This is a genomic window from Erythrobacter fulvus (assembly GCF_028595285.1).
Taxonomy (GTDB): Bacteria; Pseudomonadota; Alphaproteobacteria; order Sphingomonadales; family Sphingomonadaceae; genus Erythrobacter; species Erythrobacter fulvus.
Map to the genome: position 1 here is coordinate 53,545 of NZ_JAQQXQ010000004.1, position 15,222 is coordinate 68,766.

At 65.8% G+C, this 15,222-nt stretch carries 13 protein-coding genes and 1 tRNA gene; 2 read left to right on the plus strand and 12 right to left on the minus strand.

The genetic code is table 11. From position 1 onward, the window contains the following. Window positions 1–14: 14 nt before the first annotated feature. Window positions 15–91, minus strand: a tRNA-Arg gene (locus OIK40_RS06200). Window positions 92–152: 61 nt separating this feature from the next. Here OIK40_RS06200 and OIK40_RS06205 point away from each other — a divergent pair. Beyond that, the gene (locus OIK40_RS06205; protein ID WP_273677417.1) at window positions 153–926 is read left to right on the plus strand and encodes a queuosine precursor transporter; all 774 of its coding nucleotides are present in this window, start codon (window positions 153–155) and stop codon (window positions 924–926) included. Here the strand turns inward: OIK40_RS06205 and OIK40_RS06210 are convergent. The 11 genes from OIK40_RS06210 to OIK40_RS06260 all read right to left on the minus strand — a co-directional run bounded on the left by OIK40_RS06210 (window position 923) and on the right by OIK40_RS06260 (window position 13,311). After that, the gene (locus OIK40_RS06210) at window positions 923–2,467 is read right to left on the minus strand and encodes a Ppx/GppA family phosphatase (RefSeq protein ID WP_273677082.1); all 1,545 of its coding nucleotides are present in this window, start codon (window positions 2,465–2,467) and stop codon (window positions 923–925) included. The two genes, OIK40_RS06205 and OIK40_RS06210, sit on opposite strands and share 4 nt — an antisense overlap. Beyond that, window positions 2,464–4,671, minus strand: coding sequence for an RNA degradosome polyphosphate kinase (locus tag OIK40_RS06215; protein WP_273677083.1), 2,208 nt, complete (start codon window positions 4,669–4,671; stop codon window positions 2,464–2,466). The genes OIK40_RS06210 and OIK40_RS06215 overlap by 4 nt, the downstream gene beginning before the upstream one ends. Before the next feature lie 158 nt (window positions 4,672–4,829). Then, a complete protein-coding gene (gene virB11 / locus OIK40_RS06220; protein ID WP_273677084.1) occupies window positions 4,830–5,858 on the minus strand; it encodes a P-type DNA transfer ATPase VirB11 in 1,029 nt (342 codons plus the stop codon). A gap of 10 nt (window positions 5,859–5,868) precedes the next feature. Continuing rightward, window positions 5,869–6,999 (minus strand): TrbI/VirB10 family protein, encoded by a 1,131-nt coding sequence (locus OIK40_RS06225; RefSeq protein WP_273677086.1) that lies wholly within the window; start codon window positions 6,997–6,999, stop codon window positions 5,869–5,871. Beyond that, window positions 6,999–7,820, minus strand: coding sequence for a TrbG/VirB9 family P-type conjugative transfer protein (locus OIK40_RS06230; protein ID WP_273677088.1), 822 nt, complete (start codon window positions 7,818–7,820; stop codon window positions 6,999–7,001). The genes OIK40_RS06225 and OIK40_RS06230 overlap by 1 nt, the downstream gene beginning before the upstream one ends. Next, complete coding sequence (locus OIK40_RS06235; protein ID WP_273677090.1) at window positions 7,817–9,007, minus strand: TrbL/VirB6 family protein; 1,191 nt, start codon at window positions 9,005–9,007, stop codon at window positions 7,817–7,819. Before OIK40_RS06235 ends, OIK40_RS06230 begins: the two co-directional genes overlap by 4 nt. Continuing rightward, on the minus strand, window positions 9,004–11,436 hold the full coding sequence (locus OIK40_RS06240; protein WP_273677091.1) for a VirB4 family type IV secretion/conjugal transfer ATPase: 2,433 nt from the start codon (window positions 11,434–11,436) through the stop codon (window positions 9,004–9,006). The genes OIK40_RS06235 and OIK40_RS06240 overlap by 4 nt, the downstream gene beginning before the upstream one ends. A gap of 12 nt (window positions 11,437–11,448) precedes the next feature. Next, on the minus strand, window positions 11,449–11,733 hold the full coding sequence (locus OIK40_RS06245; RefSeq protein WP_273677093.1) for a VirB3 family type IV secretion system protein: 285 nt from the start codon (window positions 11,731–11,733) through the stop codon (window positions 11,449–11,451). Window positions 11,734–11,744: 11 nt separating this feature from the next. Next, a complete protein-coding gene (locus OIK40_RS06250; RefSeq protein WP_273677095.1) occupies window positions 11,745–12,056 on the minus strand; it encodes a TrbC/VirB2 family type IV secretion system protein in 312 nt (103 codons plus the stop codon). Between the two features lie 36 nt (window positions 12,057–12,092). Continuing rightward, window positions 12,093–12,731 (minus strand): lytic transglycosylase domain-containing protein, encoded by a 639-nt coding sequence (locus OIK40_RS06255; protein ID WP_273677096.1) that lies wholly within the window; start codon window positions 12,729–12,731, stop codon window positions 12,093–12,095. Between the two features lie 169 nt (window positions 12,732–12,900). Continuing rightward, window positions 12,901–13,311 carry a tetratricopeptide repeat protein gene (locus OIK40_RS06260; protein WP_273677097.1) on the minus strand — a complete coding sequence of 137 codons (411 nt, stop codon included), beginning with the start codon at window positions 13,309–13,311 and terminating at the stop codon, window positions 12,901–12,903. A 320-nt stretch (window positions 13,312–13,631) separates the two neighbouring features. On the opposite strand from OIK40_RS06260, the gene OIK40_RS06265 reads away from it, so the two are divergent. Next, window positions 13,632–15,218 carry a beta-helix domain-containing protein gene (locus OIK40_RS06265; RefSeq protein ID WP_273677099.1) on the plus strand — a complete coding sequence of 529 codons (1,587 nt, stop codon included), beginning with the start codon at window positions 13,632–13,634 and terminating at the stop codon, window positions 15,216–15,218. Window positions 15,219–15,222: the final 4 nt, after the last annotated feature.

Sequence of the window (15,222 nt, forward strand, 5' to 3'; positions counted from 1 at the left end):
CCCAAACAAAAAAATGGCGCGCCCGGCAGGACTCGAACCTGCTGCCTCAAGATTAGAAGTCTCGCGCTCTATCCAGATGAGCTACGGGCGCGCGCCGGAGAGGCCAATAGCGCGCTTTGATCGCCAAGGGAATCGCGCTAACCCACCATCCGATGGAAAACAGCTCTCCCGCCAATATCGCCGCCGATCCCGCCGCCGCCTTTGACCGCGATCCGGATGACGGCATCCAGGCCACCAGCCATGCGCCGGTGCATTTCCGCTATTACGATCTCGTGATGGCTGCCTTCGTCGCGATCCTGCTGCTGTCGAACCTGATCGGCGCGGCCAAGCTATCGACCGTGGCGGGCTTTACCTTCGGGGCGGGCATCCTGTTCTTCCCGCTCGGCTATGTCATCGGGGACGTGCTGACCGAGGTCTATGGCTATGCCCGCGCGCGCCGCGTGATCTGGACGGGGTTCGCCGCGCTGACCTTCATGGCCTTCATGTCTTTTGTCGTGGTCGCCATGCCGCCCGCCGACAGTTGGACCGGTCAGGCCGCCTATGACGAGGTATTCGGCAGCACCTGGCGCATCGTCGTCGCCTCGATCACCGCATTCTGGGCGGGCGAGTTCGTCAATTCCTTCGTCATGGCCAAGATGAAGGTGCTCACCAAGGGCCGCCTGCTATGGACCCGCACGATCGGATCGACCTTCGTCGGACAGGGCGTGGACAGCCTGATCTTCTACCCGATCGCCTTTCTCGGCATCTGGACGACGCAGGACGTGGTGACCGTGATTGTCACCAACTGGGCGCTCAAGGTGGGCTGGGAAGCCGCGCTTACCCCCGTCACCTATGTGGTGGTGAACAAGCTCAAGAAGGCCGAAGGCGTGGACCTGTTCGATCTCGACACCGACTTCTCGCCCTTTGCCAGCAGCAAGGAAGGTTAGTCCCCGCGCGAGAGAAGTTCCTCGGCCGGCGCGATTTCCACCCGCCATTCGGTCCCGAGCCGGCCTGCGAGAAGCTTCATATCCTTCTCTGTCGGCACGCCGAACAGCGCGGCGTGGCTTTCTGCCAGTTTCAGCACCAGCACGCTGTCTTCCAGCGCCAGCCGGCTAACTTCGAGCGAACGGCGCGAGCGCGCGCCCAGCCGTCGCGCCAGCCGTAGCGCAAGGCCCCAGCGCACCGCTTCCTCCAGCGCCTCCTCGCTCGCCAATGCGCGCACGCGAGCGGGCAGGTCGAGCACGTTGCCATTGGCTGCAATCGCCGCCGCCATCATTGCCCGATCCTTGCCGTCCACCCCGATCCAGCGCTTGTGCAGCGCCCAGTCGATCGCTTGCGGCAGGCGCAGGTTGGGCTCGATCTGCATCGATGCGAGCGCCAGCATGGTCGCTGCCAGCCGCAGCCTTTCGCTGCCGTGATCGCGCGCGGGAGCCGCATCAAGCGTCCATGCCGCCATCCGCGTCGCCAGCGTCACCGGCGTGCCGCGCTGGTTGGCGAACACCCCGACGCCGGCCAGCAGCGGGTCCTGCGCCCGGCTGTGATCGGGCAGGCGGTCGTAAAGCAGCCCTTCGCGCAGGCCCCATGACGAGAACACCACCTTGTCCGGATTGAGCCGCGTCAGCAGCGCCGACAGCAGCACTGCGGCATCGGGCAGCTTTTCGGCGCGCATCGTGGAAATCCTCTCGCGCCCTTTAAGCGCCTCGCTCTCGCTTCCCGCCAGCGCGGCGGCAAGTTCCTGCGCGCTGGCGGGATCGAGTTCGAAGCCGTGCGGATCGCTTAGCGGATGATTGCGCAGCGCCATGGCGTAAACCGCCATCGCCCGCCACGTGCCGCCGACGAGATAAAGCGCGCCATTGTCTTGCGGCGGCGTGGCGGACAAATCCCACCCGGCCTTGCGGATCGCCTTGTCGAGGCTCTTGCGCATCTCACCCCGCCCGCGCCCGCGATAATCGGGCAGGCGCAACGTGCCCAATGGCAGCGTGCTCGCCCCATCGGCCATGCCGCGCGCGACCCGCACCAGTTCAAGGCTGCCGCCGCCCAGATCCGCCACGATCCCGCGCGCATCGGGGAAAGCGCCGATGACGCCAAGCGCGCTCAGCAGCGCCTCTTCCTCGCCCGAGATGACGCGCGGCTCCAGACCGATCGCGCGCAGCTGTGCGACGAATTCCGGCCCGTTCGCCGCATCGCGCACCGCTGCGGTAGCGACGGTCTCGACATCGTCGATGCCCAGATCATCGAGCAGCAGCGCAAAGCGTTTGAGGCCGCGCAGCGCCAGCGCCACCGCCTCGTCCGCCAGCCTCCCCGTCGCGGCGATCTCGCGCCCCAGCTTGGCGGTCACTTTCTCGTTCAGCAGCACCATCGGCGCGCGCATCGCTCCGCCGTAGACGACCAGACGCACCGTGTTCGATCCGATGTCGATGATCGCGCTTTCGGGCGTGCTGCCGCCAAAAGCCCCGTCGCGATCGTCGCGCCGCTTGCGATAGCTCATGCGGCGGCACCCCGGCGCAGGCTCAGCTTGGGCACCGCCCCTGCCTCCAGCGCCCCGCCGCGACCCGAAAGCGAAGGGTTGGTCATGAAATAGCGGTGACAGTTGAACGGCTTGCCGTCGGTGGTGACGCGTGAATAAGAGCCGTCGGGATTGCACCACCAGCTCTGTTCGGTGTCCAGCATGTTAGCCAGCAGCACCTGTTGCAGCACCTGATCATGCACCGTGCGGTTGAGTATGGGGATTAGCGCCTCGACCCGGCGATCGAGATTGCGGCTCATCAGGTCAGCCGAAGAGATATAAACCGCAGCCTGGGCGCTAGGCATCGCCGCACCATTGGCGAAGGCGTAAATGCGGCTGTGTTCGAGGAAGCGGCCGATGATCGACTTGACCCGGATGTTCTCGGAAAGACCGGCGATGCCCGGACGCAGGCAGCAGATGCCGCGCACCACCAGTTCGATCTGCACGCCCGCGTTGCTGGCGGCGTAAAGCCGGTCGATGATGCCGTCATCGGTGATCTGGTTGCATTTCATCCAGATGGCGGCCGGCTTGCCCGCCCGGGCATTGGCGATCTCGGCATCGATCCGGCGATAGATCTCCCCGCGCAGGTCGATCGGGGCGATGTGGATGCGTTCAAGCGCGTGCGGCTCGACATAGCCGGTGACGAAATTGAACATCTTGGCCGCATCACGCCCGAGCTTTGGATCGGCGGTGAAGAAGCTGAGGTCGGTGTAAATCTTGGCGGTGACGGGGTGATAATTGCCCGTGCCGAAATGGCAGTAGGTGCGGAACGAGGCTCCCTCGCGCCGCACCACCATCGCGACCTTGGCGTGGGTCTTCCAGTCGGTGAAGCCGTAGATCACCTGGACGCCCGCGCGTTCCAGCTTGCTCGCCCATTTGAGGTTCTGTTCCTCGTCGAAGCGGGCCTTAAGCTCGACCACGGCGGTGACCGACTTGCCCGCCTCTGCCGCCTCGATCAGCGCGTTGATCACCGCGCTTTGCGAGCCCGCGCGGTAGAGCGTCTGCTTGATCGCCACCACGTCCGCGTCGGCCGCAGCCTGACGCAGGAAATCGACCACCACCTCGAAGCTTTCATAGGGGTGATGGATGATGATGTCCTTTTCGCGGATCGCGGAAAAGGCATCGCCGTCATGTTCGCGGATGCGTTCGGGAAAGCGCGGGGAATAGGCATCGAACTTGAGGTCGGGCCGGTCTTCTCCGACAATTTCGGCAAGCCCGTCGATCCCGATCATCCCGTCGGTCTTGATCACCGCCGCTTCATGGACGCCGAGCTGTTCGAGCAGGACCTCCTCTGCGGCGGGATCGAAATCCTCTTCCAGTTCCAACTGGATCACCTGGCCGCGCCGGCGCCGTTGAATCGCGCTGCGGAAGGTGCGCACCAGATCCTCGGCCTCTTCCTCGATCTCGATATCGCTATCGCGCAGCACCCGGAACAACCCGTCGCCCTGGATGGTGAAGCCGGGAAACAGCGCAGCGGCGTAGCGCTGGATCAGGCTGGCGATCGAGATGTACAGCGCACCGCCACCGCCCGCCGCGGCACCCGTCACCTCGTCCGGCACCCGCACGAAGCGCGGCAGCGCGCTGGGGATCAGCACCATTTCGATCAGCTGTTCCTTGTCCGCATCGCGGGTAAGCGTGAACAGCAGGCCCAGTCCGCCGTTCTGGACGAAGGGGAACGGGTGCGCCGGATCGATCGCCTGCGGGGTGATGATCGGCAGAATTTCCTCGAGGAAGAAGCTCTTGAGCCACTTGTGCGCGGCAGGCTTCAGCCGTTCCTCGTCGGCGACGTGGATATCGGCCCCGGCCAGACTATCGCGCAAGGTGCGCCAGATCGCCTGCTGGCGGGCGGAAAGCACCGCCAGCGTCTCGCGGATGGCGGTCAACTGCTGGGTGGGGGACAGCCCGTCAATCGAAGGACGCCCGATGCCGCGCTGCGCCTGCCCCACCAGCCCGGCGACGCGGATCATCATGAATTCATCGAGATTGCTGCCCGAAATCGACAGGAAGCGCAGGCGTTCAAGCAGCGGGTATTGCTCGTTACAGGCCTCGGCCAGGACGCGCTGGTTGAACTGGAGCCACGAAAGCTCGCGGTTGAAATAGGGCGATTCGTCGGGGCCGAGTTCGGCAAACGCAGGTGCGCCCTGGGCGTCGGGCAAATCGTCGGACTGGATCGGTGACGTGCTCATCGCTTCCCTGCTCGCTTGGCCCGCGTTGTTGTCGCGGCGCATCGCACGCGCATCTGTTCGCTGGCGCACGCGGTGTAAATCACCTTGGGCCGCCTGTCACATGGAAGTCAATTTGTGCAGTGGGACGCAAGTATCGCGCTGCAACGCGAGCCGAAAAGCTAGATCAGCGATTTGCTGTCCGCGATTGCCGTGATGCCGCGCTTGCCATTGGCGTCGCGGCCAAGCTGCACGATCACGTCGATCACGCTGGCGGCATAGGCGATGGTGTCCGACCGGGTGAGGCCGATGCCGGTCTGCATCACCATCAGCGAAAGCTGCTCCAGCGCGCCGCGCAGGGAGTTCGCGTGGATGGTGGAAAAGCTGCCCGGATGACCGGTGTTGATCGCGCGCAGGAAGCTGACGCTCTCCGCGCCGCGCAATTCGCCCAGCACGATGCGATCGGGGCGCAGGCGCAGCGCGGCTTGCAGCAATTCGTTGGCCGTCACCTTGGCCTCACCCAGCTCGCCCTTCACCGCAACCAGACCCACCGCATTGTCGCCCGGGAATTTTAGTTCGGGCGTATCTTCCACCAGCACCACGCGTTCGGCACGGGGAATCTCGCCCAGCATGGCGTTGAGGAACGTCGTCTTGCCGGTGCTGGTCCCGCCCGAGATCAGGATCGTGCGGCGGTTGCGGATCGCCTCGCGCAGATAGGAAATCGGCTGGCCTTGCGGATCGGGCATGGCAACTTGCCCCTCCCCCGCCAGCGGGCCGGTGTCATAGGCATCAAGCGGCAGGTCCAGCCGGCGGTGGCGGCGGATCGCCATGACCCAATGCTTGCGCGCGGCGGGCGGTCCGCAGAACTGCACGCGCGCACCGTCGGGCAGGGTCGCACCGAGCAGCGGGTGTTCGCGGTTGATGCCCTGATGGGAAACGCGGGCGACCTGTTCGGCCAGGCGCTGCACCAGACGGTCGTCGATCTCGGGCGTTTCGATCCGCTGCATCCCCGGATTGGCGGCATCCTCGATCCACACCTCGCCCGGCCGGTTGACCATGATCTCGGTCACGGTGTCACGGTCGAGCCAGCGGCGGAAAGGCGCGAGATAGGCTTCGAGATAGACGCTGCGTTCGGCGGCCAGCGGGGCCGCATTGGCCTCGCCCGCTTCCTCGCCCGCATTGGCGCCCAGCCGGTGAATATCCGCGCTCATCGCAATGGCCTTACTTGACCGTGCTGAAGTCGAGATCGCGCGCGGTGAACACGCGGATCGGTTCACCCATGCGCACGCGGATGGTGGGGCTGATATTGCCGGTCTGCTGCACCGCCGAATTGGCCGCACCCTGCGCGCCGCCCGCGACGATCACGCCGCCCACGCCGCCGGTCGCGATCGCGCCGAGGCCGCCAACGACCGACAGCAGCAGGCCCGATCCGAAGCGCTTCAGGAAGTGGCTGTTGACGTCGCCCTCAAGCCCCGTCGTCCCGTCAAATCCGATAGCGGGCGAGCCGATGTTGACCGACACGCCATCGGGCCGGATCAGCCGGGTCCAGATCACATAGGCGCGCTTCTGCCCCTGCTGCACGCCTGCCTGATACTGTCCGATCAGGCGCGATGAACGCGGGATCAGCACGCGCTTGCCGTCGAAGCTGCGCACGTCCTGGCTCACCACCGCGCGGACATAGCCCGGCACGTCGGTGTTGATCGCGGTTTCAAGGATCGCGGGGATCAGCGTGCCTTCAGTGACGGTGGTCGACGGGTTGACCATCGGTCGCGCCTGCGCTGGTGCGCCGCCCACGCCGCCGACGCGGCTGGCAAAGGCCGCCGCGCTGGAATTGCCCAGATCCGCCCCCGTGGCACCGGCAGGTGCAGAGGCTCCGGCGGGCGCGTCTGCCGCCTGCACGTTGTTCGCGGCGCGGCTGGCATCGAACACCATGGTCGGGCTGGCATAGGGATTGGCGACGGGCATCACCGCCTGCACGGGCTGGTTGGCCAAAACCGGTGCGGGCGCGGGATCGGGTTGCGGGGTCACGGTGGCGGGCACGGCAACGGGCACTTCAGGCGCGGGCACGGCAGCGGCCTGCGGCGGGGCGACCTGCGGATTGCCTACGCCTTGCGGTTCGGGCAGGCGGGCGGATTCCATCGCCCAGAACGTCACCGCGCCGATCGCACCGATCAGCAGGACGCCCGCAGCAAGCCCCAGCCCGTCACCCTTGGCCTTGCGGTCGGTGACGGCAGGAAAGGCCGCGCGGCTGGCGAGATCGATGATCTCGGCCGATTCCTGTTCGCGCGGGTCGGTGGTCTCCCCGGCGCTGTTCCCGCCCTTCTTCGGCGGCAGTCGCATGGCAAGGCGCATTACTTGGCTCCCTTCTTGCGCGGAGCGCTGAGCCCGGCGCTGCGGGCGGAAACGGGCGACGGCCCGGTATTGGTCAGCGTCGCGGTATCGCGTCCGGATCGCAGGATGATCTGCGGCGGCACGCCGTCCACCACCACGGTATCCCCGCGTACGGTGAAGTTGACCGGGCCTTCGTCGCCGGCCTCGTTGGTGACGAGGATCGCCGGGATCGCGGTGCCTGCGGGCCAGGTCAGGAACACGGCGGAACCATCGTCATAGGCGCGTTCGGGCAGCAATTCGCGCGTTCCCGCGCTCGCCCATTCGAAGTTGAGGTTGGCCGGATCGGCGACCGCATAGGGATCGTTCGCCGCGTCGCGTTCAAGCGGACTGGCGGCCAGCCGCGCGGCTTCGACCTCGGCTGCGGCTTCGGCTGCAAGGCGCGCTTCCTCCGCCGCCCGCTCCAGATCGGGATAGCGGAATTTCAGCACATAGAGCGGCGCATTCTTCGGGCTGGCGACCAGATCGAACAGATAGGTGCGCTTGTCGGTCACCACCGTCATGTTGGTGCGTGCCGAGGGTTCGAGCGGCTTCACGAACAGAATGTCCTGCGCCTTGTTGGGCTGCACCTGCCAGGCCGTGCTGTCACCGATCGCCACGTTCTCGATCACCTCATCCGGACCGAACTTGATGGTGGTCTGCACCAGCACCTTACCGTCGATCCGCACGACGGCAGCTTCGTCGAACACGAGGGTTTTCAGACGCGGATCGTCAGCCAGCGCGGGGAAAGCGCAAGCCAGCACGAGCGGGGCAAGGGTCAGCCGAAAAATACCGGCGCGGGTCATTGAAAGGTCTCCGGTGATGTCTTTTTCGCCGCGCCCCCATGGGCGGTCTGGCGGAAGCGGTTGCCGATGCCGCGTGTGCGCGACGTGGCAGGCCCTTGCTGCGACGCCTGCCCGCCCGCGCCGCCGGTGGCATAGACGCGTGTTTCACGTGAAACAGGGGCAACTCCGCCGTCATTGGCGGCAAGGCCAGCCAAAATCGGGGCAACTTCGGTCCTGCGCGCGCCAATTGCGCTGTTGGCGGGTGCGACGGCGGCGGTGCGCGGCATGGTCGGCGCCAATGGTGCGGGCCCGGTAACGACGCGCGTAGCCTCGCCCGCGCGCTCACGCTCCCTGCCCGGTACCAGACCGAACACCTGCCAGCCCGCAACCATCGTTGCCGCCACTTTCAGCGCAAGGAACATCAGCGCCATGTGGACCGCGCCGACGAGGAAGAATGCCATCGCTGCCTGCTGGTCGATTGTGCCCGGCACAGCCACCAGCGCGGCGAGGATCGGGACTGCCAGTTCGAGCATGATCGTGCCCCCCAGCACCGCGAACAGCGGCGCGAGCGCCATCATCGTCAGCCCCTTGAGCCAGCCGGTGAACAGGCCGCGCGTGCCTTCGAACAGCGCCAGCACCACGAAGATCGGCCCCACCGCCAGCAGCAGAGCCAGCGCGATCCGCGCCGTCACCAGCAGGCCGACCGTGCCGAGCAAGAGCAGCATCGCCCCGAACCACATCATGCCGGGCGGGGAAAAGGCGTTGATATCCTTGGTATCCCCGCTCGCCTGCTGGATCGCAAGGAACACCACGTCGAGTTTCTGGGCGAACACAATGGTCGCCGATTCACCCTGCGTGCCGGTGAGTATCCCGGCGATCTGGTCCGGCCCGCCGATGAAGATGTTGTAGAACACGGTCGAAAAGGCGACGAAACTGGTCGCAAAACCCATCACCAGGCCTAGCGTGATAACCTTGGGCAACAGCGCCCTCACGCCGAGGTTCGACCGACCCAGCATCAGGGAGATCGCGAAGAACCCGACATAGAGCACCAGCATCAGCGTCAGCGCGGTGGTCAGCTGCCCGTCGGTGCCGAACAGACGGTTGAAGGCCTGTTCCGACACGCTGCTGGCGATGCAGTCGACCGCCGACAGCGCGGCGGCGACGCCGGTGCCCATCGACTGGGCGGCAAGATCGCAGGCCGTCGTCATTCCGCCGCCTGCCAGACGGGCTGGCCGTCATCGTCAATGGTCGAACCATCCGGCCACGGCTTTCCGGTGAGCACAGGATACCACGCCGCCGGTTCGTCACCCACCGCCTCGCGCAGCAGATCAAGCCGCCGCACCGCGCTTTCGCGGCCGGAAAGGACCGTCAGCACCTCGGGCGCGCCCGACAGGTCTAACCGGACGACCACGCTGGCATCGGGCTGTCGCACAAGGAAACAGCGGCTATGCGCGGGCAAGCTCCGGATCAGCGCGAATTCGTGTTCGGTCAGGCCGAAACCGTCGCAGTAATCCTCGGGCCGCGCGCGGCTGTTGGGCATGAACACCATCGTCGCGGTCTGTTCGACCAGCGCGGTGGAAATCCGGCTGTCGAGCGCATCACGCGCCGACTGGGTGGCGAAACCGACCAGCGCATTGCGCTTTCTCAACGTCTTGAGCCAGTCGCGGATGCGCGCGGCGAACACCTCGTCATCCAGCGCCTTCCAGCCTTCGTCGATCAGGATCATGGTCGGCTGCCCGTCCAGCCGCTCGTCGATGCGGTGGAACAGATACATCATGGTCGGCGTGCGCAGGCGCGGGTTTTCGAGCAGCGCAGTCATGTCGAAGCCGAGCACGCGCGTCGTCAGGTCAAGCCGGTCCTGCGCGTTGTCGAACAGCCAGCTATGCTCGCCCTCCCCGATCCACGCAGCCAGACGATCGGCCAGATCGCCCGGTTCGGGGCGGCGGGTGCCCGCCAGCAATTCCTTGAAATGCCTGAGGCGGCGCAGGCTCGCGGCGTTGGCATAGGTCGCATCGACCGCGGCGCTGATGGTTGCGAATTCCTCCGGCCCGTCGGCCTTCAGCAGCACCGCCAGCCAGTCGCGCAGGAAGGCGCGGTTGGCGGGGCTGTCGGGCAGCGAGAGCGGGTTGAAGCCGGTGGGCGCACCCGGCGCGATCCGGTCATACCGGCCGCCGATGCCGCGAATGAACAGCTCTGCCCCGCGATCCTTGTCGAACAGGATGGTGCGCGGTTTGAACTTCTGCGCCTGCGCAGCGAGGAAGTTCATCACCACCGTCTTGCCCGAACCCGACGGCCCAATGACGCTGAAATTGCCCAGATCGCCGTGGTGGAAATTGAAGAAGAACGGGGTCGCGCTGGTGGTTTCCAGCAGGGTCACCGCGTCGCCCCAGTGATTGCCGCTCGCCTGACCCAGCGCAAAGCCGTGGAAAGACCCGAAGCCCGCCATATTGGCCGAAGAAATCAGCGCGCGGCGCACGATATATTCCTCGTTGCCGGGGAACTGTGCCCAGAAGGCGGGTTCGAGATTGGTATCCTCGCGCACCGCGATTGCGCCGGTATCGGCCAGCGCGGCAGCGCAAGCGGCCATCGCATCGTCGAGGCGCGGGAGCGTGGCCTCGCGCACCAGCACAGTGAGGTGATGATCGCCAAAGCCCACCGCCCCGTTGCCCAGCGCATCGCGGGCCGACAGCATCTCGGCCCGTTCGGCGGCAGCCTCTTCATCGACCGAGCGCGACCGGCGCAGGGCGAGGTCGATCCGTTCCTTGGCAGTGGTGCGCTCGTTCGGGGCGTAGCTTTCAGTGACGACCATTTCGAAGGGCAGGCGCAACAGGTTGTCGAGCAGCCCGGGCGAGGTCGCTTCCGGGTAATCCTTCAGCCCGAGGATCGCGGCGAAATCGGGCGCGGCCGACCCGCGCAGTTCCATCGCGTCGAGCCCGAAGGAGGCGCGGCGATAGGGCAGCATGTGGCCGATATCGGTCTCCGGCGACGGACGGCGCACGGGGCGCATTTCGCCGTTATAGAGCGCCGAAAGCAGCTCCAGCATTTCCGAATTGGTGCCGCCATTGGCAGAGCCCGGGGCCTGATAATCCCCCAGCACCGCCGCGCCGTAATTCTGGAGCGAGGCGACGAGACCGGTGATCGCGGCCTTCAGCGAGCGGATGTCCTTAGGATCGGCCTCCAGCTCTTCCTGCCGGCTGCGCGAGAACATCTTCGACAGGCGCTCGGGCAGGCCGGTCTTTCCGCGTGCGGGGCGACGGATCAGGGTTACGAACTGGTCGTTGATGAACAGCGATCCGCCTGCCAGCCGCTGTTTCCAGCGCGCGTCGATATGGCGCGACAGGGCATCGGGGAATTCCGCGTCCAGTTCCACCTCCACCCGGCGGCGGATGACGTGGTGATACATCACGAAACGCGCATCAAGCGTGCTGCGCAGCATCACCTCGCGGGTGGCGGCGTGGGCGTTCAGCGCGTCGCTGTCCTCCGTTTCAAACAGCAGCCCCGGCACCTGAATCGCGCTCATGACCGAACCATCGCGCAGCAGCAAGGTGTTCTCGTCGATCAGGCGCGCATAGGGCAGCCGGTCGCCGACCTTGGCTTCCTTCGCGCTCCAGGCGGCGGCTCCAAGCCATTTCACCATGACGGCACATCCTCAGGGCGCATAGGAGTTGCACCCCCAACGTTTGAAATTGGGCACGCGCGGGCATTTGCTGACCTTGGTGATCCACAGGTCGAAAATGCGCGGTTCACGCAGCGAAGCGAAATAGCCGATCACATGCATCACGATCGGCACGGGAATGATCCAGAAGCTCTTGAGCATCAGGAAGGCGATGGTCGTCACCATCAGATTGATGATGAAGAAGTTCATCGTCACGCCCGCGAACATCTGCGGGCGGGTGAGCGCGCGGTGCACCGGGTGACGGACAAGCTCGCTCATCGCTCTTCCCCTTACCCGGCGGCCGACTGGATGCCGGCGACGATGGTGGTCGCGCCGAACAGGATGAAGACGCCGATGATAACCGTCGCGCCGAAGCGCCAGTTCATCCGGCCGGTCAGCATCATGAAGCCGATCGCAGCCACCGCCATCACCGCGACGGTGGTCGCCACGGTGCCGAGCAGCGTGCCCTGAAGCCACAGCAGCGCATTATTGATCGGCCCGGAACCGGCCGGATCGGCGCTTTGCGCGAAAGCCGCGGCAGGCGTCAAGGCCATCACCAGCAGCGCGGCAAGGCGGGCGGGAATACGAAGAAGCGAAGTCATCAAGTGTCTCATCGTCCTGAAGATAGCGCCGCCGGTCTACTGTCCTTGCGGGCGCGCATGGTTGGCAAGGCGGCCCATGATGGCCGCGACATATTGCTGGGTTTCGCGGATGTTCGGAATGCCGCCCGCACGCTCGACCCGGCCCGGGCCGGCATTATAGGCGGCGAGCGCTTTTTCGAGGTCACCGTCGAAACGGTCGAGCTGTTCGCGCAGGTAACGCGCCCCGCCCTCGAGATTCTGGAACGGGTCTGACGCATCCACCCCGAGATAGCGCGCCGTGCCCGGCATCAGCTGTGCAAGCCCGCGCGCGCCGACGGGCGAGACGGCGTTCTCGCGCCAGCGGCTCTCCTGCCACACCACCGCCTCGAGCAGCGACGGCGACAGGTCGAACCGCGCTGCAAGTTCGTGGATCTTGGCGGCATAACGCGCCGGAACGCCTGCGGCATGGCGGGCGGGATCGGCGATTGCGGATTCGGGAAGCGACAGGCCTTCGACCAGCAACGGCGTGGCGGCGGCTTCGGCCGCCAGCGCACCGTCAGCCGGAATGCCGGCAAGCGGCCCTGCAACCCAGCGCGCCCCGTCCGCGCCGAGTTCGAGCACGTCGGCACGCGCCGTGGAGGCGGCGGTCAGCAAGGTGGCAGCAATGGTGACGCGGCATGCCGCGGCGAGAATCATTCCAAGGTCCTCCGGAATGTCTCCCTATTGTCTACTCTAAATGACAGGCAGGTGACAGCCTCGGAACCGGGCCTGTCCCGGACGGGGCTGGCGCACGGCAAAACGGGCGGCCCGCCCCCGGCAGACCGCCCGTGCGTATCCCCGATGCGACCCGCGGGCCGCCATGTCATCAGTCGCGATAGGTCAGCTGTTCGCCGCGCATGTCGGCGGGTCGGAATTCGCCGCGCGCCAGCATCCTGAGCGCCTTGCGTGCCAGACGACGCGAATCGGTGGCAGAGCCGTCAGCCGTATCAAGCTCAACCACCTCGTGGCAGTTCAGCGCCGCCTCGAAAGCAGCCTGCGCCTTGGCCTCGTCGCCCTTGTGGGCATAGGCAATGCCAAGGTTGATCAACACCGCCGGATCATGCGGATCGGCGGCGGCGGCGCGCTGAAGCACGGCCAGCGCCTCGTCCTCGCGTCCGGCGGCGAGCGTCTGTGCAGCAAGATCGCCGCCCGGCGCAGTCTGCAACTGGGCCGCAGGTGCGGCGGCAGGCGAAGCGGTGGCGGCAGCGACTGCCAGTGCGAAAGCGGTAAGGGACATAGCGCAAGGCTCCTCTTCCAATGCGAGGAGCATAGTGACTCAGGTTTCGCCTCGATGCAACAAAACCGTAACACTGTAATTTTTCTGCAATTTTACAGACCAAACATCTGATTTTCCGTTATTTCATACTGTAATATTTCCGGTCCGAACCAACTGGTTTTTTGTCATAAAGGTCTTTCTTCGGTCATAATCACGCAAATGCCACGCAGCTGTCATGCTGCAAGAATTCTGTCACGCAGCCCGCCTAGCGAGACCCGGCGCAATCGAATCCATGACCCGCGCTATTCAACGATTCTCGGCTTTTCAGGGGACCGCTCGCTGTGAAAAACATTCAACGCACTCTCGTTCTGGGTTGCAGCCTCGTGGCGCTGGCCGGCTGCGGCGCGGACGAAATCGTCTCGCCCGGCACCAGCGGCGACATCATCATCAACAACCCGCCGCCGGTCCCCGCGCCGACCCCCACGCCGACCCCGACCCAGTCGGCGGTCACTCCGGCAGCCGGCTGCCCGACCATCAATTCGACAGGCGGCCTGACCGATGCCGGCACCATTTCCGGCCCGACCGGCGAATGGCGCGTCTGCACCCTGCCCGCCACCGTCAATGCCAGCGACACGCTGCCCTATATTCCGGGCCTGCTCTACCAGCTCGGCGGTCAGGTTTTCGTCGGCTCCGATCAGGGCTTCTCCAGCACCAACACCGCCGTCACGCTGACGGTGGAGCCGGGTGTGATCGTCTTCGCGCAAGGTTCGGCGGCGCTGATCGTCAACCGCGGCAACCGCCTCAACGCCAACGGCACCGCCGATCGCCCGATCGTCTGGACCAGCCGCGACAACATCATCGGCGTTGCCAATGACAACAGCCAGCAGCAGTGGGGCGGCGTTGTGCTTCTCGGCCGTGCCCGCGTGTCCGACTGCGCCACCGGCGGGGTGAACCTCGACGCGACCTTCTCGCAGAACCCGACCTGCCAGCAGAACCTCGAAGGTGCGGCGACCACCATTCCCTATGGCGGCGCGAATGATGCCGATAACTCGGGTTCGTTCACCTTCAACCAGATCCGCTTCTCGGGCTTCGAACTGGCACCGGGCAACGAACTCCAGTCGCTGACCACCGGCGGCACCGGCTCGGGCACCACCATCGCCAACCTCCAGTCGTTCAACAGCTCGGACGACGGGATGGAGTTCTTCGGCGGCGTGGTGCAGATGCGCAATGTCGCGGTCATCGGCGCCTCGGACGACTCGCTCGACGTCGATACCGGTGCGCGTGCCGATCTGGACACCGTGCTGGTGGTGCAGCGCACGACCACGGGCGATTCGATCATCGAACTCGACTCGCCCAACTCGGTCGGCAACCCGATCGCGGCCTTCCCGAAGACCCGTTTCCAGGTGAACAACTTCACCTTCGTGGAGCGTTCCTCGGTTTCGGCCCAGATGGTCCGCGCTCGTGGCGGCGCCGGCCTGAGCCTCACCAATGGCGTGATGGACAAGATCGACGGGACGGCGACCTTCTGCTTCCGTATCGACGAGCAGGAAACGCTCGACGCGCTGATCGGGATCAACTCGGTGGTATGCGACGGCGGCACCGACCGTCAGGCGCGCGGCGATCGCAGCTCGGGCACCAATGCAACCACCGATGCCGAAGTGCTGGCGGCGGTGACGGCTGGCACCAACGTGAACCTTGCCTTCACCATCACGCTGACCGGCGCGGTGATCAACGGCACCGGCGAAAACGGCGTGCCGGCATTCGCTGCCTCGGGCCGTTCGAGCTTCTTCCAGGACCGTACTTTCATCGGTGCGGTGCAGAACCAGGCGGGTCTGGAATCGACCTTCCGCAACTGGACCTGCAACTCCTCGATCCTCGACTTCGGCAGCGCCACCGGCGCCTGCACCTCGCTGCCGGTCTATAGCTGATCGC